Source organism: Paenibacillus xylanexedens (genome assembly GCF_017874615.1).
GTDB classification, from domain to species: Bacteria; Bacillota; Bacilli; order Paenibacillales; family Paenibacillaceae; genus Paenibacillus; species Paenibacillus xylanexedens.
Window position 1 is genome coordinate 81,799 of the sequence record NZ_JAGIKV010000012.1, and the last position, 25,257, is coordinate 107,055.

16 protein-coding genes and 2 pseudogenes are annotated in these 25,257 nt (G+C 43.8%); 10 read left to right on the forward strand and 8 right to left on the reverse strand.

Features of this window, described 5'->3' with window-relative positions; genetic code table 11:
• Positions 1-137: 137 nt before the first annotated feature.
• Positions 138-1,487, reverse strand: a complete 1,350-nt coding sequence (locus J2Z28_RS16795; RefSeq protein ID WP_211083363.1) for a response regulator — start codon at positions 1,485-1,487, stop codon at positions 138-140.
• On the reverse strand, positions 1,487-3,196 hold the full coding sequence (locus J2Z28_RS16800) for a sensor histidine kinase (RefSeq protein ID WP_211083364.1): 1,710 nt from the start codon (positions 3,194-3,196) through the stop codon (positions 1,487-1,489). Before J2Z28_RS16800 ends, J2Z28_RS16795 begins: the two co-directional genes overlap by 1 nt.
• A gap of 317 nt (positions 3,197-3,513) precedes the next feature.
• Between J2Z28_RS16800 and J2Z28_RS16805 the strand changes: the two genes are divergently transcribed.
• The 5 genes from J2Z28_RS16805 (at position 3,514) to J2Z28_RS16825 (ending at position 9,892) form a co-directional block, all read left to right on the forward strand.
• Positions 3,514-4,398 (forward strand): ABC transporter permease, encoded by an 885-nt coding sequence (locus tag J2Z28_RS16805; protein WP_026081071.1) that lies wholly within the window; start codon positions 3,514-3,516, stop codon positions 4,396-4,398.
• Between the two features lie 18 nt (positions 4,399-4,416).
• The gene (locus J2Z28_RS16810) at positions 4,417-5,286 is read left to right on the forward strand and encodes a carbohydrate ABC transporter permease (protein WP_017688372.1); all 870 of its coding nucleotides are present in this window, start codon (positions 4,417-4,419) and stop codon (positions 5,284-5,286) included.
• 161 nt (positions 5,287-5,447) lie between these two features.
• Positions 5,448-7,133 (forward strand): type 2 periplasmic-binding domain-containing protein, encoded by a 1,686-nt coding sequence (locus J2Z28_RS16815; RefSeq protein WP_211083365.1) that lies wholly within the window; start codon positions 5,448-5,450, stop codon positions 7,131-7,133.
• Between the two features lie 71 nt (positions 7,134-7,204).
• Positions 7,205-8,920, forward strand: coding sequence for a discoidin domain-containing protein (locus tag J2Z28_RS16820; protein ID WP_211083366.1), 1,716 nt, complete (start codon positions 7,205-7,207; stop codon positions 8,918-8,920).
• A 30-nt stretch (positions 8,921-8,950) separates the two neighbouring features.
• A complete protein-coding gene (locus J2Z28_RS16825; protein ID WP_211083367.1) occupies positions 8,951-9,892 on the forward strand; it encodes a family 43 glycosylhydrolase in 942 nt (313 codons plus the stop codon).
• 78 nt (positions 9,893-9,970) lie between these two features.
• Here J2Z28_RS16825 and J2Z28_RS16830 read toward each other — a convergent pair whose 3' ends face one another.
• Positions 9,971-10,498: a DinB family protein gene (locus J2Z28_RS16830; protein WP_211083368.1), complete on the reverse strand. Its 528-nt coding sequence runs from the start codon at positions 10,496-10,498 to the stop codon at positions 9,971-9,973.
• Positions 10,499-11,061: 563 nt separating this feature from the next.
• Positions 11,062-12,828 (reverse strand): CocE/NonD family hydrolase, encoded by a 1,767-nt coding sequence (locus tag J2Z28_RS16835; RefSeq protein ID WP_211083369.1) that lies wholly within the window; start codon positions 12,826-12,828, stop codon positions 11,062-11,064.
• A 504-nt stretch (positions 12,829-13,332) separates the two neighbouring features.
• Between J2Z28_RS16835 and J2Z28_RS16840 the strand changes: the two genes are divergently transcribed.
• From J2Z28_RS16840 to J2Z28_RS16850, 3 genes and pseudogenes are all read left to right on the forward strand, one after another.
• Complete coding sequence (locus J2Z28_RS16840) at positions 13,333-13,950, forward strand: TetR/AcrR family transcriptional regulator (RefSeq protein WP_211083370.1); 618 nt, start codon at positions 13,333-13,335, stop codon at positions 13,948-13,950.
• A 129-nt stretch (positions 13,951-14,079) separates the two neighbouring features.
• Positions 14,080-14,990 (forward strand): annotated as a pseudogene (locus tag J2Z28_RS16845) (tyrosine-type recombinase/integrase).
• 13 nt (positions 14,991-15,003) lie between these two features.
• A pseudogene (locus tag J2Z28_RS16850) lies at positions 15,004-17,734 on the forward strand (Tn3 family transposase).
• 154 nt (positions 17,735-17,888) lie between these two features.
• On the opposite strand, the gene J2Z28_RS16855 reads toward J2Z28_RS16850, so the two are convergent.
• Together J2Z28_RS16855 and pdxR are read right to left on the reverse strand one after the other, a co-directional pair.
• Positions 17,889-19,910, reverse strand: coding sequence for an ATP-dependent DNA helicase (locus tag J2Z28_RS16855; RefSeq protein WP_211083371.1), 2,022 nt, complete (start codon positions 19,908-19,910; stop codon positions 17,889-17,891).
• A 59-nt stretch (positions 19,911-19,969) separates the two neighbouring features.
• Positions 19,970-21,460: a MocR-like pyridoxine biosynthesis transcription factor PdxR gene (pdxR, locus tag J2Z28_RS16860; RefSeq protein ID WP_211083372.1), complete on the reverse strand. Its 1,491-nt coding sequence runs from the start codon at positions 21,458-21,460 to the stop codon at positions 19,970-19,972.
• Positions 21,461-21,605: 145 nt separating this feature from the next.
• On the opposite strand from pdxR, the gene pdxS reads away from it, so the two are divergent.
• Complete coding sequence (gene pdxS / locus J2Z28_RS16865) at positions 21,606-22,490, forward strand: pyridoxal 5'-phosphate synthase lyase subunit PdxS (RefSeq protein ID WP_200868523.1); 885 nt, start codon at positions 21,606-21,608, stop codon at positions 22,488-22,490.
• A 249-nt stretch (positions 22,491-22,739) separates the two neighbouring features.
• A complete protein-coding gene (locus J2Z28_RS16870; RefSeq protein WP_211083373.1) occupies positions 22,740-23,810 on the forward strand; it encodes an ABC transporter substrate-binding protein in 1,071 nt (356 codons plus the stop codon).
• Positions 23,811-23,923: 113 nt separating this feature from the next.
• Here the strand turns inward: J2Z28_RS16870 and J2Z28_RS16875 are convergent, their stop codons facing one another.
• Together J2Z28_RS16875 and J2Z28_RS16880 are read right to left on the reverse strand one after the other, a co-directional pair.
• Positions 23,924-24,262 (reverse strand): cupin domain-containing protein, encoded by a 339-nt coding sequence (locus J2Z28_RS16875; protein ID WP_211083374.1) that lies wholly within the window; start codon positions 24,260-24,262, stop codon positions 23,924-23,926.
• A 79-nt stretch (positions 24,263-24,341) separates the two neighbouring features.
• The gene (locus J2Z28_RS16880) at positions 24,342-25,169 is read right to left on the reverse strand and encodes a helix-turn-helix transcriptional regulator (protein WP_211083375.1); all 828 of its coding nucleotides are present in this window, start codon (positions 25,167-25,169) and stop codon (positions 24,342-24,344) included.
• Positions 25,170-25,257: the final 88 nt, after the last annotated feature.

Consider the following 25,257-nt stretch of genomic DNA (forward strand, 5'->3'; position numbering starts at 1 on the left):
CTATGTCATTCATGAAAGTTTCTTTATATATTAATTGCACTAAAAAGACCCAACTCACTCTTTAAACTGAAGAGTGGAAGTTGGGCTTTTCGGTACTGCATTAGACATATCAATTTGATGAAGTTATTTATTCGTTCTCATTGATGGATCATATTTCTCCGGTACTGGTAGGGCGTAACTCCGTATTCCGCTTTGAACAACTGGATAAAATATTGATTTTTTCGGTAACCAACCATCTGCGCTATATCGGCTACACGGAGTTCCGAATCTTGAAGCAGTTGAGAAGCCTTCTCTAACCGCTTCCTGGAAATGTAGTTTGACACATTCTCTCCTGTCTCCTGTTTAAACAGTTTGGAAAAGTAGACGGGATGGAGATGTGCAACTTTCCCCAGTTCATCCAGGCTAAGGCCATGTGACAGATGGTCTTCGATATACGTTTGTACTTTGTCAACGATGGTTTGGATGGACATCTGTTTGTTGTTTCTGATTCGATTGACCCGATCCATGAGAGTTGAGGATAGTTCATCAGGATACCGTAACTGGTTGAATATCCACTCCACGGTTTCAGAGGGATCGCGATCCTTATCCGTCAGATATACATATAGAATGGTCTCCATGAGAAAGATTACTTTTTGCTTTTGGAGATGGATTTGATCATATTTTCTAATGATATTTCCGGCTGACTCCCAATCACCGCATGATGGAGAACGATTGAATATGCCGATGAAGTCATCAGAGTGTACGTCCTCACTTAGGAAAAACCTGTAGAACATCTGCCGGGTCACGTTTCGATCAGTCAACATAAATGGAGGAGACACGACCAATTGCTCCAGTTTAATGGTCAGTTCTGCAGCAGCTTCTTCCGGAACAAGACCGAACAGTCGTGTTCCGGCAACCCACACGAGACGATCCAATTTATCTCCGACAGCATGTTTTATAACATCCTCATATTCCTGTGTAAAACCCTCCAGCTTGAAGCAGCAAAAACGACGTTCCCCTAAAAATTCAGTATAAACATCATATGCCTTTCTTAATGTCTCATTTTGACCAAGAACCGAAAGCAGATACTCCAACCCATCGAAGTTCTCCCATGCAACAGATTGAGCGGGCCGTGTCTTTGTAATATTGTTGATGGCTTTGGACATAGCTTTCTCCACATCATCTTTGTCGACAGGTTTGAGCAAGTAATCCAGCGCTCCTAAACGAATTCCTTGTTGCGCATATTCGAACTCGGAGTAGCCGGAAAGGATGATCACTTTGGTTGGCAAGTTATGTTGGTGGATATGTTGAAGCAGATCAATACCAGACACCTCAGGCATTCGGATGTCAGTGATTAGAATATCGATGTGGTTTTGAGTCAACATGTCTCGGGCTTCAATCGAATTGGTCATCGTCTCGATCTGATCAATGCCAAAGGTGTTCCAATCGAGTAAGTGCTTCATATATTCAACGACATAATGTCCGTCATCCACAATTAATAATCGCATTAGCTATCTCCTTTCACCTCGGGAATGCTGATGAGCAGCAGGACGGACAAGCCGCCCCAATCATTAGTAGTAAAATGTAACCCGCTACGTTCGCCGTACGTATTTTTCAGACGTTGATTTACATTCCAGAGCCCTACGCCTTTAATTCCTTCAGGCGGGGTATCACTCTCAAGCCGAGCCTCCAGGCTACGGATATCATCCAGTGAAAGACCTTTTCCGTCATCGGAGACCTTGATCGTTATTGCAGCCTCCGTCTGTTTTACATCAATCGTCACCCTATGGGCACCTTGTTGTCCTTCGATTCCATGTTGAATCGCATTTTCAACCACCGGCTGGATGATCAGCGGCATGAGGGGAAGGGAGGACAGTTCCGGCGGCAGATCAATGCTGTACTCCATTTTTTTGCTGAGAGCCATAATAATCAGGAAATGTTCCGCAAACTGAAGCTCGCTTTCCAGCGTGACTTCATGCCGGTCCAACTTCGTTAAATAACGATAATATTCAGCCAGATGTTTGCTCATGCGCATGACAGAATCAGGTGAGAACTGAGCCACCGACATGATGAAAAACAAACTGTTGTACAAAAAATGAGGATTGATCTGAGCTTGGAGTTGTTGAAGTTCGGCACCTCGTCTCAGTTCCGTTTCAGTCTTCAAGGATACGAACAGATCCTGGATTTCAGTAACCATGTGGTTAAAACTTCTGAATAGGCTGTAAAACTCTCTATCCGTATTTTCGGTTATACGTGTATTGTGATTGCCTTGTTCGACCTGTGAAAACTTCCGCTCCAACAAACGAATATTACGGTAATAGTTCCGGTAAAACGTAAAGATCACAACCAGGCCAAGTGTGAAAACGGCTAAAATACTGGCAAAAAAAACTTTACGGTTGCGGTCAATCGGTTGCAGAAAATCATTCGTCTGTGTATATGTAATCAGGTAGGCGTCGATTGATTCAATATATCCGGAAAGAACATAGTAATCGTCCGAATTGGTGTGATAATCATATTTTAAAGTGATCTCCGGCTGTGGAGAAAGCATATCAGTAACCGCTTTCAATAGATTGTTGTCGACTTCTTTCTCACTCCATAACTGATGTGAATTAAACCAAAAAAAAGCGTTTGAACTGTCGTTGTTCACAGCCTTTTTCAGCAGATTTTTCAAATAATCGGTATTCAGCTTTACACCAACGACGTACTGAGTCGGTTCATTTTGTCCGGATTTTTGGATGTAAGGGTAGAGGGCAAAGTAATACAAGCTATTGCCGACGATTTGCCATCCCCGTTGATGAACATCCTTGAACGGAAGTCGCGCCTCCGGCGTACTGTTGGTGGATAGAAACGTTTCTTCAGACTTCCAGTAAATGCCGATCGATTCAATCGATCGACTGGAGAGGAGCGTTTGGCGCAAGCGATCAACAATATCGTTTTTCTTCATTTGGGAATCGTAATTGCTCAGCTCGATAACATGCCTCTGATAAAATCGGACATCACTGTCAGCTGCATATTGAACTCCGTACATGTTAGCCTCGTATATAATCCCGTCCAGAATGCCTTTCACATAATCAAGCTGGTTTTTGGAAGCGCCAATCAGATTTTCTTCAAGTGTCTTGGAGCTTAATCGGTTCATCACGAAAAACAAACTTAACGTCAGCAGCAGAAAAAAAACAAAGAAATAGATGAATCGCTTCATATACATTTTTCTGATCATATATGTTTCCTTTCATATCGCCAAACGCAGAAGTTTAAAGTCCAGATCGGATTAACTTTAATATAAGCCAAACCTTCAAAAAGCGGAAGGGCAGCAACGGCGATAAATGAAAGCGGTTTTAAAGTGCTTCAGGGTGGGGTGATGATCTTGAAATTTTGGCATTTTGGAGTGAAAGCGCTTTTGTTAAGCTTAACTGCAAGGATCGCTTTCGAAGAACCATCATAGAGGAGGTATGCAACATTAACGAGATTGTGCCCGCCAGATCCGCAAAAAAAACAAAAACAAAGCTTTCCCAGCGGACTTCATTCAAAAAGGAAATCAAGAAAAGCTGGCCTTTGTACGTACTGTGTATTCCCGCTTTTGTGTTTGTCTGCATCTTTTCTTATGGCCCGATGGTAGGTTTGCTTATGGCATTTCAGGACTACAAACCATGGCTGGGCATCACAGGTTCACGGTGGATCGGGTTAGATAATTTCGAACGAATTTTCCAGTACAAAGAAGCAACACAAGCGATAGTTAATACGTTAATTATCGCCGTTTCTAAAATTATCGTAGGTATTATCGTTCCGATCGTCATGGCTATTCTGCTGAGTGAGATCCGAAATATGGGCATTAAGAAAAGTGTACAGACACTGGTGTATCTGCCACATTTCTTGTCCTGGGTTACTGTGGCAGGGTTGATGATTGACATTCTCGGATTAGACGGAGGAATCAATCACATCTTGACCCAGATTTTCGGGAACGATCCCATTTACTTCTTGGGTGATCCTGATCTGTTTCGATTCACGGTTGTGATCAGCGATGTGTGGAAGAGCTTTGGCTTCGGCATGATTGTCTACTTAGCGACCATTGCAGGGATTAATCCATCTTATTACGAAGCGGCCGAGATCGATGGCGCCACACGCCGGCAGCAAATTCGATACGTTACCTTGCCTAGCATGTTGCCCATGATTATCGTCATTTCTACGCTGAGTCTGGGCAATATTCTGGATGCGGGCTTTGATCAAGTTTTCAATCTGTACAATCCGCTTGTCTACAGTACGGGAGATATCATTGACACCTATGTTTACCGTTCATCCTTGTTAAACGGGCAATACGGCTTCGGGACCGCTGTAGGACTGTTCAAATCGGGGATTAGCTTGATCTTGATTGTTGTCTCTTACAGGCTGGCCTATAAATACGCCAATTACAAAATATTCTAACAAGGAGGGAGAGGGATCATGTACCATAAAACGACAGGCTATAGAGTATTCTCCTATTTTAATTACGCGTTCATGATACTGGCGGGTCTGGCGTGTTTTCTTCCACTGCTTCATCTGTTGGCACAATCGCTCAGCAGCAAAGCGGCCATTAGTGGTAATATGGTTTCATTTTGGCCGGTGGGGTTCAACGTGGACGCCTATGTAAAAACATTCAACAATTCTAATTTCAACGGTGCCATGTTAACATCCATCACTCGAACCGTATTGGGTACAACCATCAGCATGTTTATCCTTACCTGTGCAGGATATGCTTTGTCCAAGGAATTCCGGGGACGCAACGTGCTCATGTGGTTTTTTATCTTTACTATGCTCTTCTCGGGGGGATTGATACCTTCTTACATATTGATCACAGCCCTCGGATTAAAGGACACTATATGGGCGCTTGTGTTACCGGGAGCTTTCGGTGCTTATAATTTGATTCTTCTCGTCAATTTTTTCAAAACGATTCCCAAAGCCCTGGAAGAAGCAGCTTTCATTGACGGAGCGTCCTTTTTCGTAATTCTCAGCAAAATATATTTACCATTATCTCTGCCTGGCATAGCGACCGTATCCTTGTTCATTATGGTGGGCCACTGGAACTCCTGGTTTGACGGGATATTGTACATGTCGGATGCAAGTAAGTATCCGTTGGCTTCGTTCTTACAGACGGTCGTTGTGCAGAGCAATATGCAAAATATGGCGATGAGCCAGTCCGAGGTGGCAGCCATGTCGGAACAAAGTATCAAGGCAGCCCAAATTTTTGTAAGCACGCTTCCGATCATTTTGGTCTATCCTTTTTTACAACGTTATTTCGTGAAGGGGATTGTACTAGGAGCCGTCAAAGAATAATTAGGATGACGAAAAATTGGATCGCTATATAAGTTCAACTAAAATTTACACGATAACAGCGATCGGAAGGTTGTTCTGTCATCGGAGTGCCAGTGTAAATATGCAATTAGTTGAACTTATATAGAAAACAAATTGAGTATGAGTGAAGGGGGCATGTTTCCATGAAGAAAAGAACCGATTTATGGAAAATGGTAAGTATGGTTATGCTGTCGGCTGTTCTTATGGCTGGCTGTAGCAAAGGGGAGAGTGCTTCCGAGACCGCACCGGCATCGGTGCTTAAGGACGGTAAATATGATCCACCGTTTACGATCACCATCGCCAAACAGCAGGATGAAAATGCTGGAAAGTACATCAACGGTGAGACGTTGAATGACAATGTATTGACCCGCTGGGGCGAACAAAACCTGGGTATCAAAATCCAAACCACCCTGCTGGGAGGTGATGCTTCACAATATAATACCAAGCTGCGGCTGGCGTTGACGGGTTCCGAGAAACTACCAGACGTTCTGCCCGTCTATGATACCATGCTGGTCAATGATCTGATTGAGTCGGGGCAAGTCAATGAGATTACAGAAGACATCTCAACCTACATGCCTGACCGGATAAAAGAAATATACAAACAATACCCAACCACCTTCAATCCAGTGGTTAGGGAGGGCAAGGTCTACGGGATGGCGATTGCGCCGAATTTGACGGAAGGCGAAGTTATGTTGATCCGCCAGGACTGGTTAGACAGGTTAAAATTGAAAGCGCCAACAACGATTGATGAGTTTGAACAAGTCATCGCGGCGTTCACTAATGAGGACCCAGATGGGAACGGCAAGAAAGACACATACGGCTTTACTTTTTCAGGTAAAGATTCCTACAATACGGGCTGGGTCAGCGATCCGGTCATGATATTCAGCGCATACACGGGCAAACATCTTCCAAGGCAATGGCATAACGACAATGGCAAACTCACCTATGGATCTGTGGCTCCTGGCAACAAAGAGGCACTTGCCAAGTTACGCGATTGGTATGCGGAAGGGTACTTGAACAAAGAATTGGCCACCCAAGGGGCGTGGGATGCTCTGTCCGATTTTACGGAGGGGAAAGCTGGTATCATCATTGGTCGTCCTTGGCTTTACGACAGTGTGAAGGACGTGGAGAAAAATGTGGAGGGTGCAAAAATTAGTGCTTATCCGACCATTCAAGGCGTGAACGGTGATAAGACCTATCAATCCGCCCAGTTGAACGATGGTGTGTTCATGTTTAACAAGGATTTTCAGAATATGGAAGCCTTCTTCTTGTACTACGATAAAATGTACGATGCGGCGTTCAGCACCGGGGATTTCAAGTACGGGTACGCTCAAGGATACGATTACGATATCGTTAACGATGAAGTCACTTTTGATCCAACGAAATTCAATACGCCATTAGAGGCTGTGCAGGGCGTTGGGAAAATGGCATTTACTAAAAATACACCGAGTGTTGATGGCCCCGGCCAATCCTACTACGATCTGGCGAATGGAGTTAAAGCCGACACGGGCGTCCTCATTCAAAGCGCTTCTAAGGATCAAACGACTCAGGACGGATATCGGATTTCGTATGAAAACAGAGATGTTTTACTGCCAAATGAGTTTAACGGTCCACCAACGCCAACGATGCAAAATGTGTGGGAACAGTTGACCACCATGGAACAAGAGACGTTCACCAAAATCATATATGGCAATGAGCCGCTTGAAGCATTTGATACCTTTGTGAAACAGTGGCATGAAAAAGGCGGAGACACCGTGATTGAAGAAGTTAACGAATGGTACAACCAAGCCAGCGAGACGGATGTAATGACACTGATGAATTTGAAATAAAGTCTAGTTTCACCTGGATCAGCCTTCCAGCAACAGGAAGGTTGGTCTTCTAAAAAAGGAGATGATGAGACATGATCAAAGGTAAACCGTGGATTGTTATTGTCATTACATTGATGTTGTTAACAGTTCATTTAACGTCCTCAGCTCAAACCGTTCACGCTGCTGGTGAAGAGACCCATATTGCTGCAACACTGTTTGTGCTGAAGAATGAATCCGAAGTATCCAATGCCAAAATCCATTGGGCACCTGTCCAGGGAGCGACTGCATACGAATTGTATAGATCCGAGAACGATGAACCCTATCAGTTGTTACAGACCTTAACCGGTACAACGATGGATGATTATGACCTCAACATAGGTAGTTCGTACAAATATCAAGTGAAGTCATATGGCGGAACTTCCTTGTTAACCTCCGCTGTCTCGCCAGAATATACCCCTTACAGCCTTCCAGAAAACCTCACAACTTTTGATAACACAACGCAATCTACGCTCATGCTCCCGAATGAACTTAAAGTTGGAGACACCTACTACAGATTCAATTTCGTGCAAAAGTCATCAGGTGGTTTTGGCGAAATGATTCAACAGACGTCAACGGATGACATCACATACGGTAACGACAAAGTGGTCCTTTCCTACACGGATCATCCCGATCTGGCGAATTCTAAATTTGAGGGGATTAATATCCTCTACCATGCACCTACGAACAAATTTGTTTTTTGGGCTCACTATGAAAACAGTACAGACTACACACTTGCCAGAGTATCGGTCGCTTCGGCCACACCTGGAGAAGACTTTACATTTCACAAAAGCTTTCGGCCGGAAGGGAACCAATCGCGGGATATCTCCATTTTCAAAGATGATGATGATTCGGCGTATCTGATCTCTACGGCCAATAATAATTCGGACACTATTCTGTATAAGTTGACCTCCGATTGGCTGGATGTGGATCATCAAGTTTCAGTTATTTACCAAAATCAACACAGGGAACTGCCCAAAATGATCAAAAAAGATGACATTTATTATTTGTTCTCTTCCCAAGCGGCAGGTTGGTATCCGAGTATCCCCCTGTATTCATCAGCAACGAGCATAGACGGAGATTGGTCTGAATTACGGACAATTGGCAACACGTCAACCTTCTCGGCGCAGTCGGGTTCCGTCATGCGGGTGAAGCCAGATACGGGTAACAACGTGGTTATGGTTGCGTATCGCTGGATGTTCGGCTGGGCAGGTACACAAAACGGAACAACAGAGGAACGACTGCTTCCCGTTTGGTTCTCTGATGGTTACGCATTTTATGATTATTTTGATCAAGTCCTTTATAACACAAGCGATGATGTTGTCGTTCCCGTTCAAAATGGAAAACTGCTGTCACAAGGCAAACCGGCAACAGCCCAAACGGCTACTGGAACAAATCCTGCAAGTTATGCTAATGATGGTAACTATCAAACCGAATGGGTCGGCACAGGTAGTTCCTGGCCACATTGGTGGAAGGTCGACCTCGGCTCTGTTCAGCAGTTGAATAATGTGCAAATCTCCTGGTGGATGCAAAAAGGCTCTGAAGGATTTTACAAATACAAAATTGAGACCAGCACGGATAATGTAAACTGGACCGTAGCATTGGATCGAACCAACAACACATCTTACGGTTTCACCTCAGATACGCTATCTAGCATTAATGCGAGGTATGTACGAATTAATATGCAAAATGTGGCACTTCATAACAATCCCAACAATTGGTACACGCCAAGACTATGGGAAGTGAAGGTATTTGGATCGGACACCAATTAACGTTGTTCCTAAAAGAAGAGAGGTAACGGTGTGAATAATCAATTAACCAATGGTGGCATCTGGAATGATTCAAGCGGTCAGCCGATCCATGCCCATGGTGGACATATGTTATTCCATGACGACTATTATTACTGGTATGGCGAAGATCGGAGAGACTATATATATGTGAGTTGTTACCGTTCCAAAGATCTATTCAACTGGGAGTTTCGAAACCATATCTTGACCACCTCTACGCCAGCTGCACCCGTTCGAGTTCGGACAAATCTGACATTAGTGAGCGAGAAAGGTGGAAAGGTAAATCTCGAACGGCCTAAAGTGCTTTTCAACGCGGTGACCAAAAAGTATGTCCTCTGGGTTCACTATGAGAATGGTAACCATTACAACGATGCCGCATGCGCCATTGCCACATCGGATTCTCCGGATAGTCATTTCATTTACCATGGCAGCTTTAATCCGTATGGGTATATGTCGCGTGACTGCACGCTCTTTCAAGACGATGACGGGACGGCTTATTTTATTTCGGCTGCCAGAGACAATGCGGACCTGCACATCTATCGCCTGCAGGAAGATTATCTTAATGTGGAAAGTCTTGTCGGAAAGCTGTGGCAGGGGGAATATCGAGAGGCGCCAGCCGTCTTCAAACGAAAAGGGAAGTATTATATGGTGACCTCATTTTGCACGGGTTGGGCTCCCAATCAAGGGAAATACGCGATGGCTGATACGATGGATGGACCATGGGGGATGCTCAGCGACTTTGGCGATGAAACGACGTATCGAACGCAACCAGCGTTTGTGCTGAAGCGATCAGAGGAGGAGTACCTGTACTTTGCAGATCGCTGGAACGGATCGGATTACTTCCAATCCAGCTATGTGGTACTGCCCATTAAATTCAATGGGAACATTCCAATTCTACATGAGTATTCCACGTTATCTTTGCGAGAGGATGCACATCTGATTCATTTTGAACGATAATTTGAACGATAAAACGACTGATGAGAAAAGACTTTGATCCTACAGCGAATGCAGGTTCAAAGTCTTTTTAAATGAATTTTATAATTTCAAATCTAACGAATAGCGATCGCGAAGTACTGAACAATGGTGGAGCTCATGTCCAGCCATAACAAATGCAATCGATCGAGCTGAAGCAGGATTATCACTGACGATCCCTTGACAGAGCCATGCTTCTGGGGTGAGGCGACGGAGCATAAGAATAGTTGAGCGGCGTGTGACAGCATATTCTTCGCTCAAATCGGCCAGCGTATACGTATTGAAAGGGTGGGTCTGCATAAGCACGTCCTGATCGTAACCGGGATGATTCGCTTGGTCACCTCTGGCGATGCGAAGCAATCGGCTGCTCATGATTCGTTCGTTATCCAAAAGGTGGCCGATGACCTCCTTCACGCTCCATTTGCCTTCGGCGTAACGATAATTAGCTTGCTCCTCTGTCAATGAAGAGAGCAAAGTTGGTATGATGTTGGCTTGCAGCTCTAAGCGTTCGATGATGTTCCCTTCAGGAACAAGCTGGATGTACCCTTCATAATAAGCTGCATATTCCTCAGTAGTTGGTCTTTCAACCATGGTAATGCCTCCTTTGGGATTCTTAGATATGGAATATATTGTAGCATATATCCTACAGCATGAAATTAGCCCCTCCGTTTTATGAGCGGAAGGGCCATTTCATGTAAGGGGTCCCGCCAACATTTTAACGAAAATATACGCTAAGCCTTAAATTGAATTCGACTTAGCATTTTTCTTACTCTAAGCTGAAACGACGGACAATTTATCCACGGTTAGCCGGAGTGAGAAAAGTAACCCTCCAAGACAGCAAGGCTCAAATTAACCGCAATAAGTCCCGCCAGTGGAATTTTCGCTCCTTGACGGGACTCAGACTTTCACTAATTTTATTGAGGAATCACTGGTACCAGAAGGAATGAATCATAAGTTCCTTCAACCGCCCGTGGTCTGTAAGATCATGCCATCCTTGCAGTCATATTTGGAACTACAAACTGCTGAAAGGTGATTTCCGTTTTTACTGAAGACGTACAAGGCGCGGCTGAAGCAGCAGCGATTCCAAAATTTTCCGAAAAGTCTGACCGGGAAAGTTGAATCAGTGGGAGAAAATGATAGCCGCTAGGTTGGCGCTATTTGACGCTTACTTTAAAAGGTAGCTGTAAATACGAATCATACTGTCCACCGCAGTGAATAATATGCTTACCATGATTTACCGGTGGTGCGGCAGGTGTACCCGGCATTATGCCACCAACTTCATCCTTGGCGCTTACAATAAAGCGAAGTTGCTCTCCCGGATAAAGGAGCATTCCAATTGGGAACATCTCAATTTCAATCTCTACAATTTCTCCCTTGTGGAGCTTTTCTTCACGATCAAAAGTATATGCAGGCACCTCATTCGTACTCTTTTCTTCATCAAGGTGTCTCATTGATACACGAAGACGACCGTTGCTGCCTTTATATCTTAAAACACTTCCGCCGCGGTCTGTTAGATCATGCATCCTTGCAGTCATATTTGGAATTACAAACTGCTGAAGGTGATTTCCGTGTTTATCAAGCTTATAGAGATATACAAGTATATCCATATCATCGCTTCCGTCAACTTCAACATAAAGTTTTGCTTTAGGATAACCGACAAGTTCTGTCTTTTCCTCTGCTTTATAGAGGAATGATGCCTGTGCAAGAGAGGACTCGCTGTCATAAATTGCAGGCACATCTGTTTGGGCAAGTGTTTCTGAAAGATTACGAGTAACTCCGTTAAGATACATCTTCTTGTATACCGTTCCTTCTGGTGGGAACGTTTCAGACTCTATACCTTCGTAATGACCACCTTCAAAATCGTGAAGCGCATACCGCACCACAGGTGTTTTCTCCCAACCGTTATCTATTCCCTTAAGGAAATGGTCGAAGAATTTCAGGCGGTCTTCCTGCTGTTCTTCCTTGTAGAAATCCGGCCATTCCTGATTGTCATGGATACGAAGCCATTTGTTTTCCTTGGGCAGATTTCTCCATGCGCGAAATGTACCCGGAGTATGCAGTGTATTGCTGTAACTTGCTACAACATAAGCCGGACATGTTATATTCTCAAATTTGGCGATTTTATCTTCCCATAATTCACAGTTGGAAAATTGATATTTAAGCCCTTCATCATGTACATCTTCTCTCCGAACAGGTTCACCAGCATGTACATGGTTAACTTGCAGACGAGATGCAAAGTTTACATCAAGTATACCACCGCGACGAATGAGGTCGCGATAAGCATCTCCCAAGCCTTCCACCGGATTTATTGCTGCAAGGTGGGGCGGCTGCTCAGCAGCAATGAACCACTGTGAAAACGCAAGATACGAAGTACCGCTTGTAGCGACCTTACCGTTACACCATTCCTGTTCTGCAAGCCATTCAATAAGATCATAGCAGTCACGAGCCTCTTGTGTACCAATCATATAGATATCGCCTTCAGAATGTGCAATTCCTCTCGGATCAGGATTACAAACTGCATAACCATGATTGCACCAGTAAGCAGGGTCACTGCCTTCGAACTTGTGAAGACCCGAAAGTTCTGAATCAGGTATACCAATCATGCCAAAAAGATTTGTGTATCTTGGGGCTGTACCGGCTGCCTTACCATAAGGACTCCAAGAAATAATAACAGGAACCTTTTCTTCTCCAGCGGGACGAAAAACATCAGTGTAGATTGTAACACCATCTCTAAGTTTTACCGGTACATCTTTTTCAAAAATCACATCACACGGAAGTGCCTTAAAACGTTGATCTACTTGATAGCCTTTCTTTAGCACCGTTGTACCCGGGTTAAATTTGCTCAGTATACCATGCTCTACTCCATCATCGATATATTCAAATGATTGGTTGAATAACATCATTTCTTTTACTTTATCCATAGTCGTATCATCCTTTGATTTTTAATGAATTGCATTCTTTGATTCTTTACATTTTGTTACTGCGCTGGACTAAACGAACCGTAGCTGATCTGAAAGTGATGAAATCAACGTTAGCAGTACAGCTAGCTTTTGCTTAATTATGGTCGAGATCACGCTCCGCATCCGGGCGAAATGCTCGGCCCCCTTTAACCAGAATGACCGCCTCGGTCTGCTTCGTCATGTTTGTCAAGAAGGTTTTGATCGAGCTAAAGTGGAGTAAGCGTCAAATAGCCCACGTCTGAAATCAAGTTTCCCAAACGTTACTTATTTAATGCAAAATTTGCTTATTATATTTGGCTGTTCACCCTCCTAGGTGTTGCGTTATAATAACAGACAACCTGTTGTTTATTACACTTCAAATTATAAAATCGGATTAGGTTCTGTTCAATAATTAGAAATGGCAAACATGTTGGTTATGGAACACCTTTAAGCAATGTGTTGGATTAAAATCAAGGAGGGTTTTTCTTGCGGAGTTTAAATACTGATCTACGAGTTATTCGGACCAAAGAGTCCATACGACACGCATTAGTAGAATTAATAAATGAAAAAGGTATCGAGGCTATTACGGTTAAAGACATAACAACCAGAGCGAGAATTAATCGGGGCACATTTTATGCGCACTATCAAGACAAATTTGATTTAATGACTAAATGTGAAGAGGAAATCATGCTTGATATGTCTAGAATTACGAAACAAAACTTCCCCAATTTGATTACCGTTCTTGAAACTGACTCTCAGACGTTGACACCATTCTCCTTAACCGTTTCCTTATTTGAGTATTTAAATCTTCATAGTGGATTTATGAAAGCTGTGTTAGGTCCCAAAGGGGATTTATCTTTTCAAACAAAATTGAAACAATTTATGTGGGAAACACTCTATGGAAATAATCCAAGCGCATATGTAAAGGAAGAAAATCTCCTTGTTCCAGGACAATATTTAGCTGCCTATATGGGAACGGCAATAATAGGGGTCATTCAACAATGGTTGGAAAGTGGCATGAAAGAATCTCCTCAGGAAATGGCCCGTATCCTAACGACCATTACGGTTAATGGTCCATACTTTGCAGCTGGTTTAAAAAAATAATTCAGGACAAAATCATTCATTGTAGAGAACGCCGAAAGCAGCCTGTATTTATTATATGACCGCTAATGTTTTGAATAAGATAAGAAAAGCATGTCCGCTAATGTAATTCAAGATTCGGAGGCTTTGCATATGAGAGAGAAAACCGGGATTTCTGAACAGGGCAAGCAGACGATTCAGGACTTCATTCAAGCTCTTACCACTCAAGAAGATTTGAATCCCAAGACACTGAAAGAATACACAAGCGACTTGAAACATTTTATCGGTTGGTTTGAGACAGCCTACCACCAAGAGGAAGAGGTCATCTTTCAAATTGAAGATGTGGCGACTCCAACATTAACTCGATATCGGGAAGCTGCGCAAAAAAATTATGGAATTGAAACCGGCGACCATTAACCGCCGGCTTATAACCCTGAAACGTTTTTTCGAGTGGGCCACACAGGAATCTAGGATACGTCGCGATCCTTCGGAGCCAGTTAAATTGGTTCCTGAAGAAAAAGTGAGCCCACGACAGATGACAGAGAGCTGCGTTGATCGCTGCAGTTGAGCACAGCGGTTCCCTTCGGGATCAGACAATTCTAATCGTGATGTTTCACACCGGCTTACGAACAATGGAAGTGTGTGAGCTGTCTCCAGGAGATATTCAAATCGGCAAGCGGAGCGGCCAGCTTACGGTCCGATCAGGAAAAAGGCATAAACAGCGGGAAGTTCCTTTGAACGCTACGTGTAGAACTGCTTTAGAAAAATATCTGGCAGAGCTCCCTCCGGACAGTCCTTATCTGTTTCAATCGGAGAAAACCGGTGATCGATTAACCGAACGTGCTTTACGTCATTTGATTCAAAAATATATGAAAATAGCCCGGCTCGAAGGATTGAGCGCCCACGATCTTAGGCATCGGTTCGGGTACGTGATGGTAGAAAACACGCCGTTGCACCGCTTGGCGCAAATTATGGGACACGATAGTCTTGATACAACCATGATTTACGTCAAAGCAACCCGTGCGGATCTGCAAGCGGAAGTCGAAAAAATAGCTTGGCAATAGGGGGAAGAGAACGATGTACGCGAGAGTAAGGGAACTACTGACTCCGGAGGAACGGCTGCAATATTTGCAGATACCGCCTGATCTCGGCGAATGGGAATTGGGCACTTATTTCACATTTACGCAGCATGACCTTGAAATCATCCAGCAGCGGCGAAGAAATTATAATCGACTCGGCTTTGCCGTGCAACTATGCGTACTTCGCTATCTCGGCTGGACGCTTTCTGAAATAAAGGAAGTGCCGGTTCATGTTCTTCGTTATATTGCAAAGCAAATCAATGCCGATGTGGGGTCTTTTGTTTCTTACGGCGAACGGGAAGCTACGAAATATGAGCATCTGGATGAAATCCGGAAAGAGTATGGCTACCAGACATTTACCTTGAGCGAGTATCGCTCTTTGTGCAAGTATCTTTTTAGCCATGCAATGGCAAACGGAAATCCCTTACACCTGATTCAGCTTGCACTCGAAGATTTACGTAAGCGTAAAATCATCCTACCTTTAATGGCCACGATTGAAAGAGCAGTTTGGGAAACACGCAAACGGACAGAGGAAAAAATATTTAAACTACTCAACAGTTCACTGACAGAATTACAAATTGCTAAGCTGGATCGCGTCATAACCACCATGCCGGAAAGCAGCAAAACCTACTTGGCATGGCTCAGGGAAATACCAGGTACCAGTTCTCCGGACTCTTTTTTGAAGGTTATTGAAAAGCTCGAATACATAAGGGACTTGCAACTGCAAGCCGATACGAAAGGCATCCATCCGAACCGGCTACGGCAGCTTTCAAAAATCGGTTCGCGTTACGAACCTCATTCTTTTCGCCGTTTTAATGATCCGAAAAAGTACGCTATTTTAGTAGCGTACCTATTAGAGCTGATTCAGGATTTGACAGATATGGCTTTCGAGATTCACGACAGGCAGATTATGATACTGCTCTCCAAAGGGAGAAAAGCCCAAGAGGAAATTCAAAAACAAAACGGTAAATCGATCAACGAAAAAGTTGTTCACTTTGCCGATCTTGGGGCTGCGCTTATTAAGGCACGAAGTGAAGGAATTGATCCGTTTGTTGCGCTTGATGCCGTTATGCCGTGGGATCAGATCGTCGCATCCGTGGAAGAAGCTAAACGGCTTGCGCGGCCCGTAGATTACGACTATTTGGACTTGCTGGAAAAGAAATTCTATGCGCTACGGAAATACACACCAACGCTGCTAAAATCGTAGCCGTCAACATAAGGATTTCGAGGCATACCTTGTACCGAAAGCTGAATGGAATGGCATCGATACCAACTCTACGAAACTTGCCGTCAGCTTGTCTACAAAGGAATATCTTGAAGAACGGATTGGAGCGCTTCTTCAAAGATTAAACTGGGTTTCGGACCATATCGACGAGCTGGACGGCGTTAATTTGGAGAACGGGAAATTGCACATCGAGCGTTTGGAGAAAGATGTTCCCGATGAATCACGGAATTTCAGCCTTTCCCTCTATGAGTTGCTACCACGAATCAAGCTAACAGATCTGCTCATGGAAGTAGCCAACTGGACGAATTTTCAAGATCAATTTATTCACGCTTCGAGTAACCGCACTCCGAACGAGGAAGAAACGACAATCCTTATGGCTACCCTTATGGCAATGGGAACGAACATTGGGCTTACAAAGATGGCTGAAGCCACGCCAAGCATTTCATATCGGCAAATGGCCAATACAGCACAATGGCGGCTGTACGAAGACGCAATGAATAAAGCACAGGCTGTTCTTGTTAATTTTCATCACAAGCTGGCACTGCCCTCATATTGGGGGAACGGTACGACCTCGTCTTCTGATGGAATGCGCGTCCAGATCGGAGTTTCGTCGCTTCACGCAGATGCGAATCCACACTACGGGACCGGAAAAGGTGCTACGATTTATCGATTCGTAAGCGATCAGTTTTCCACGTTCTATACGAAAGTCATCAATACGAATGCTCGGGATGCCGTACATGTCATCGACGGTTTGCTCCACCATGAAACGGACTTAGACATCGAGGAGCATTATACGGATACAGCCGGTTACACTGATCAAGTCTTTGGTTTAACGCATTTGCTTGGGTTTCGTTTTGCGCCGCGCTTACGCGACTTGGCTGATTCCAAGCTCTACGCTATAGGGAAACCTTCCGATTTTCCAAAATTGGAAAAGCTGCTGCGCGGACAGATTAATACAAAGATCATTCAAGAGAACTACGACGATGTACTCCGGCTGGCTCACTCCATCCGAGAAGGTACCGTTTCAGCATCACTCATTATGGGGAAAATCGGTTCCTATGCAAGACAAAACAGTTTGGCTACAGCACTGCGAGAAATGGGACGTATCGAGAAAACGATCTTCGTCCTGGATTACCTTTCGAGCGAGGCGCTGCGGCGAAAAATCCATCGGGGGTTAAATAAAGGAGAAGCCATGAACGCACTGGCCAGAGCGATAATCTTCGGCAAACACGGCGAACTGCGGGAACGTGCGCTACAAGACCAGCTCCAACGGGCCAGCGCATTGAATATTATCATCAATGCAATTAGCGTTTGGAATACCGTCTATCTACAGCAGGCAACCGAACACCGCAAAAAGCAAGGAAAGCTTCAGGAAGAGCTACTAAATCATATTTCTCCGCTTGGATGGGAGCATATCAATTTTTTAGGTGAATACAAGTTCAATTTCAGGCAGAATACGTCTCTAAATTCATTACGTCCGCTGAAGGAACAAGAAGTTGAATGACCGGTGGTCAGGGTTTTGCCACCCGGATTGCTGGGCTTAGAGTAAGAATAAACGCTAAGCTGGTCACATCCGAGGGCTTAGCGTATATTTTCGTTAAAATGTTGGCGGGACCCCTGTAATTAGGCAGTTTTTCAAGGTTACATGTTATTCACTTCTAATCCGTTCGTCGTATCCCCTTAGTTTGGACAAACTTCTCCAAAACCGCAAAATCCTCCGTCACTTTTTTAAACGGTAACGTGTCCAGCACCTGTTCCCGGTAACTCTTTTTAGCCGCTGCGCTGAGACGGGAGTCAAGTATGCTGAGTATGCCAAGGTCCGTTTCACTACGAATCAAGCGTCCCGTTCCTTGCCGTAACCGCAGAAGCATGTCCGGTACAAACACCTCCATGAACGGATTCTCCGTTACAGATGCCTTATATTCATACACAGGATCCGATGGAACAGGGAAGGGCAGCCGGAAAATAATGACCTGTGACAGGTCAGCCCCCTCGATATTCACACCTTCCCAGAATACACCGGTACCCAGGAGCACTCCTTTGCTTTTCCTGAACTCGGCGATGACACTGTCCTGGGAAGATCCCTCTTTTTGAACATGGAGTGCCCACGTATATTCATTAGCCCTTGAGATCAACTTTTTGTGAATGTACTTCATGTCCTCTTTTGCTGAAAACAGGACGATTGTTCTTCCCTGAGTTAGATTACAGAGTTGAACCAATTCCTTATAAGCTGCTTCAAGATAGATTTCGCGCTGGTCATGTTGGTAATATGGAACTTTGTTCGAAATATACATCATGGCATGGTTGGTGTAGTCAAAAGGAGAGGGTTGGCGCTCTAGGAAATCTCCCTTATAACCGAGGGAGTGCGTCATATAAGAATATTGTTCCTCCAGCGTATCCCCGCCTTGGCACAGTGTTGCTGATGTTAGGATTACAGGTACCTTGCTATTAAATAAAGCGTATTTCAGAAATTGGCTTATATCTTTGGGACAGATGCTGATCGTAGCTACTCCCAGGGGGCTACTAGCCCACAAGAGATAGTTGTGCTCTGTTTCAGATAAGACATGGATGAGGGTAATAAGCCCGTTGATGGCTTCAAAAGCGTCATCGATCTCTCGCTCATGGCGGGAGGTCAAAATGGAAAGGCGTAGACTGAAATCTTTCAAATTATTGGATACATGGTTCAACGGTATTCCTTTGATTTCCGACACTTTGATTCGGTCGTTATCCTGCTTGGCATGGTGGAGCAAATCCGCGTTTACCTGTTTGAAGATGCGCTCAGCGCAGTTTTTGATGAACTTGGATTGTGAGAAGAGACTTTTATCCCCGGACTGTTTCGTTAGAAGCTGCACCGTGGTATCCAGAATGCGGCAGATTCCCCGATAAGTGAACTCGAGTGTTCTGGCATCCCGAACTTTTGCTTCCAGATTATGCGCTTCATCAATAACGATCAGAGCAGGCTGTTCTGAGATGATACTCTTGGTTCCTTCTTTTTTCTTCATCAAATCTCGTATGAGCAAGTCCTGGTTCACGATAATAAAATCAATCTCGTGAGCTTTTGCATTTAATTTCGCTCTCATATCGTAAAACAAACATGCATTTTTGTGATGACAACGTTCAAATTTGCAATCATTCACGGAAACGTGGGACCATTCGGCATCACTAACTCCAGCTTTAATATCGGCTCTTTCATCAATTTCATAATCTAATATGCTCTGCGCAAGGGCAGACACGGAGGAGTTTGCATCATCAAGACTGATCAATTCCGCCGCTCTACTTCGGCAAGCATACTGACCCATGCCTTTCCCCACCACGGAGCGAACCGTTGAGAATCCCAACCGACTACCAATAATCCTTAAATCTTTATGTATCTGTTCCGAAAGCTGAATGGAGGAGGTAGCTATAATGACTGGTTTCTGAGACATTTGATTCGTGAGCAGACTTGGGATCAGGTACGCAAAAGACTTACCAATTCCGACACCAGCTTCAATCATGGCGTTATGTCCATGGATATAAGCATCGGCGATATCAAGAGACATTTCTTGTTGTCCGATCCGCTCTCTAAGGCCAATTCGGGGGAACCGGTCATATATTCGGAAGATGGCGTTAACCAAAGAACGTTCGATTTCCTTGTCCGGTTCCTGCTTTTTTATTGTATAAAGTTCATTTAACCAATTCATAACGATCGCCCCTCTTCCGAATGATGATCTTCTTGTACTTACTTTGGAGACGATTTACCTCACAATGCAGTTGTAACGGCATTTTTTAATCTGGATACGCCTTCCTGTAATTGTTCATCTGACAAATGTGCAAAAGACAGATAGATACCATACTTCATACCAACAGACGTTGAACTGCTGACTTCTGAGTATACCACACCTTGTGACCTAGCCGATTCCCGAAAGGCCTCATAAGTGGTCACATTACCTCGCCACCAACCAAACACGTGTAGACCCGCTTCATTCTCCACCCAATCAAACCATGTAGAGAGGTGTTTGTTCAAAAGTTTGAGTAACAGATGGAATTTCCGACTGTATAATCGATTCATTCTGCGCAGATGACGTTCATATTGACCACTTGTCATGAATGCAGCTAATGCCCGTTGTTCGATCAGGTTGACGGGTCTTGGCTCGTATAATGCCTGTGCCTTTCTAAAAGTATCTGCCAAGGTAGGGGGAAGAACGACATAACCAAGTCGTACTTCTAAAGGCAAGGTTTTTGTAAAGCTGCCCAGATAGATTACACGTCCTGCTTTATCGAGTGTTTTCAGTGGTTCAACATGCATTCCGCGATATCGGAATTCACTATCATAATCATCCTCAACAATCATGGCATCATGCCGCTGTGCCCAGTCCAGCAAGGTTTGTCTGCGTTCGAGACTGAGCATTTCACCAGTAGGAAATTGTCGTGACGGCGTGACAAACAACATTCGTGCTTCCCAGTCTTGGGGCACAACTCCCTGACCATCGAGATTGGCTTCAATCAACTTTGCGCCCGCAGCCAATATGGCTTTAGAAATCCCGACATAACAAGGACTTTCTGTCACGACATAATCCCCAGGATCTGCAAGTAATTGAGTGAGTAGAGCTATAGCTTGCATGGAGCCTGCAGTTACTGCAATATGATCCGGATCAACTTGAATGCCCCGCATCCTCCGAAGATAGGCAGCAATGGCTTCTCTCAATTTTGGATCTCCGGTTGAACTAACCATAGCTGAGGTTGTTTTCAGGTGATGCTCACGCTGCCTTATCTCTGCATACAATCGATTATTCCATTCATCGTAAGGAAACTTGGAGAAATCAGGTTGATATTTGCTAAAGTCGATCACTTCGTCGCTATTCATTCCGGAATCAAGTGTATGAGCATTGGCTGGTGCATTTCTTTGAATCGACTGCTGTTCAAACTGCTGAATACGATTCCCCCAGGCGGATAAGTGATGCGTACAAGCTTTCTCGGTGGACGCATTATTGTTCAAATCCAACTGGTAAGCAACAAAGGTTCCTTTTCCATGCTCTGAATGAATGTAACCTTGTGCAGTCAACGTATCATAGACCTGATTCACGGTTCCTCTGGAGATGTGATATGTCGCGGCTAACTCTCTTGTAGAGGGTAACTTCTCTCCATGTATAAGATTACCTTCATGGATTGCATCACGAATGGCATGATAGAGAGCCTTCATCTTGGTATATTTTCGGTTCAAATATGAACTGTAAGCTACATGAAATTGCATAGGACCTCCAGAGTTATCATTGAAGTGGTACAATAAAAACCAAAAATATTGGATCTTTTTATATGACCATTCTCATTCTATACTAAATCATAGATTAGAGCGATGCCTTTATTGAAAACCACCCAAAGTTAATAGGAGGAATACAATCATGCAAACAGGTACAGATCGTGTAAAAAGAGGAATGGCTGAGATGCAAAAAGGTGGCGTCATCATGGACGTTATGAATGCAGAGCAAGCTAAAATCGCTGAGGCGGCAGGGGCAACAGCTGTTATGGCTCTTGAGCGGGTACCTTCCGATATTCGTGCAGCAGGCGGTGTAGCTCGCATGGCAGATCCAACCATCGTTGAAGAGGTTATGAAGGTTGTATCTATCCCAGTTATGGCTAAAGCACGTATCGGTCATTACATAGAAGCCAAAGTGCTTGAATCCCTGGGTGTGGACTATCTCGATGAAAGTGAAGTTCTTACTCCTGCAGACGAAGTGTTCCATATCGATAAACATGAGTTTACTGTACCATTTGTATGTGGAGCCAAAGATTTGGGAGAGGCTCTTCGCCGTATTGGTGAGGGTGCATCGATGATTCGTACAAAAGGTGAGCCTGGAACGGGCAACATTGTTGAGGCAGTTCGTCATATGCGTCTAATTAACAGCCAGCTCCGTAAAGTGCAAAACATGTCCAAAGACGAGCTGTACGCTGAAGCAAAAAATCTGGGTGTAGCTTATGAGCTACTGCGCGAAGTTCATGAAAATGGAAAACTTCCTGTCGTTAACTTTGCAGCAGGCGGTGTAGCTACTCCGGCGGACGCAGCCTTAATGATGCACCTGGGAGCAGACGGTGTGTTTGTAGGATCAGGTATTTTCAAATCCGATAGCCCGGAGAAATTCGCTCGTGCAATCGTTGAAGCGACAACACATTACACGGATTACAAACTGATTGCCGAAGTATCCAAAAACTTGGGCGCCCCTATGAAAGGGATCGAAATTTCTAAATTGGCTCCAGAAGATCGCATGTCCAACCGCGGTTGGTAAGAGCAGATAGAACAACTGGAGAATAAATAGTATCAAGCAAAGCCGATCAATGGATACAAATTGATCGGCTTTTTTGGTTATTCATGACGAAAGTAAAAGCAAAGACGGAGAGGAGAATGTCCATTTTCTTATCAATTGAGAATGATTATAATTATCATTTACGAGATTCGACATTTGCTGTATACTGACAATAACTATTTTACATAATGCATAAATAGAAAATTAAGGATTTCAAAGGGAGAGAATTAAATGTCTACACGCTTTAAAAAAGGAATGTTATTTTGTTTTATTGCTGCACTTGTTGTTGTACTTGCAGCCTGCTCCAGTAGTAGTGATGGTAGCGATCAGGCAAACAATAACTCACAGCAAGCAGCGAAAAATGTTGCAACAGATGAGAAGAAATCGAATGCAGACGCTTCAGGTGCTGCTCAAACAACGTATCCTTTAATCGTTTCAAACTATACGACTGAAAATGGAACATGGGTGGCTAAAGAACAAACCTTCGATAAGGTCCCTGAACGAGTTGTTGCCAATACACAAGGTGCGGCTGAATTAATGATCCGTCTTGGTTTGACTGACAAAATTGTTGGAGTGGCGGCGCTGTTCGGTAGTGTACCTGAAGATATTGCTGACGAATTCAAACAAATTCCTGTGCTGGCTGAAGGCTATGTAGGTAAGGAAGTGACGATAGGCGCTTCGCCTGATCTGGTTGTAGGGCGTGGTGGATTGTTTGAGGATGCGGATTGGGGTGTTGGTACAGTAAGCAGCTTGAATGATATGGGGATTAAAACGTATGTACAAAGCACCAGTGTTCCTGACGCATCGTTAGATAGTCTGTATCAGGACATTACTGAATTAGGTGAGATATTCAACGTACAAGCGAATGCAGCGGCATATATTGAGACGCTAAAAGTACGCGAGAATGCGTTGTCGGCTCGAGCTAGCGCTGAAAAGATCAACTATGCATCTTTTTCGGATAATGGTGATGGAACTATTGGAATCTACAACGGAAATGGTGATACGTTTATTGAAAGTGCAATGTCATTAATCAATATGCATAATATGCTGATTAATGAAACTGGCACACTCAGTCTGGAGAAGTTAATCGAGATTAATCCGGATGCAATGATTATTTCGAGGTATGCAGGTGGTATTGATCCTGAGCAGACGATTGAAAAGCTGCTTGCCAACAAACAGGTACAAAACATTAACGCAGTTAAAAACAAAAAAATCTACATTATTGATTTCAACAACTTCTGGGGTTACGGGGATTCCATCTTCACAGGTGTTGAAGGACTCGCTGATGATCTCGGGTTGTAATAGCTTTTTTTTGTAATAAAAGAACCAAGCTCCTGTCCCAAACTGAGGACAAGATCTTGGTTCTTTGCCGATAAATGAATAAGTACAACAAACTACGTGGAACGAAGTGTTGTTTATCCCAACGCAGCCACGCCAGTGTTTACTTCGCTTCCAGGCTCCATCAACATGATATGACATTCCTTTTCGGCGGAAGGTTTGATCTCGACTCCCTTAGGGACAATATACATCTCGCCCTTGGAAATCTTCACTTGGCCATCACGAAAATCAATTATCATTTCCCCTTCGAGCACAAAAAATAACTTATCGGTCTCCTCATGAACATGCCACTCAAAATCTCCAGCAATCTTAACGATCTTAAATTGATAGTCATTCATTTCACCAATGAGTTTCGGAGACCAAAGATCATTTAATTTCGAAAATTCCTCATTTAATTTAATTGCTTGATAGTGCATCGTCATTCCTCCTGTGTATTAATCCTATATGTTCAGTATACTAATCTAAGCTTTTGTATAACATGGATGCCTATTGAAATCAGGATGGATTATTGATGAACTTCAGACGATACTCCGTAGGAGAAATACCATATTGTTTCTTGAACACTCTGCTAAAATAAAAGGGGTCAGCAATGCCAACGGTCTCGGCAATCTGTTGTACAGACGCATCACTTGCCAATAACATTTGCTGTGCCATGTTTATACGATATTTCAATACATATTCTGCTGGACCCATACCTGCATGTCTTCTAAACACGTAGGAAAGTCGATTTCGATTAACATTATTTTGTTCTGCAAGCGATGCGACAGTCAGACTTTGATCATAGTATTCTTGGATATAGGTAGAGACGCGTTCGAATAAAACATCTGATTCACAACTATTTTGCCTATGATCAACATATATTAAAGTCTCATTCAGTACATCGCGAAACAGCATCTCGGTCTGAAACTTTGAAATACCTCCGCGCTGATTATACACATGCCAAAGACGCGTGATTAATTCGATCAGACGTGGGGACTGACCCGTTGATAATTCAAAATGCTGATGAGAAAAGCTTGTCTCTTCGAGGTCCGAACTACATATCCGGTATAAAACGAGGATGTATTCCCAGTCCGTTCTATGAAACACGGTTTGATCCAGTTTCATTTTCGCGCCGCCATGTACAACTTTTCCTGGTGAAAAGATATAGGGTGTACCATCAAATTGAAATTGTATTTTTCCTGTAAGAGGAAATACAAATCCAGGAAAAGAATCGGTATAGTCAGCCTGGGGAACCCCTGGATTTCTAGCATATCGATATACTCCTTCGACTTGAAAAGGAATGTGTGCAAAATGCGCTGCTAACTGATTAACGTCTACTTTCACATTACGTACCTCATTTCAAAAGTGTTTGCCAGTCATTCTAAGATGAATCGTTGTGCACCTTACTCCAACATTATTGATAACGATTATC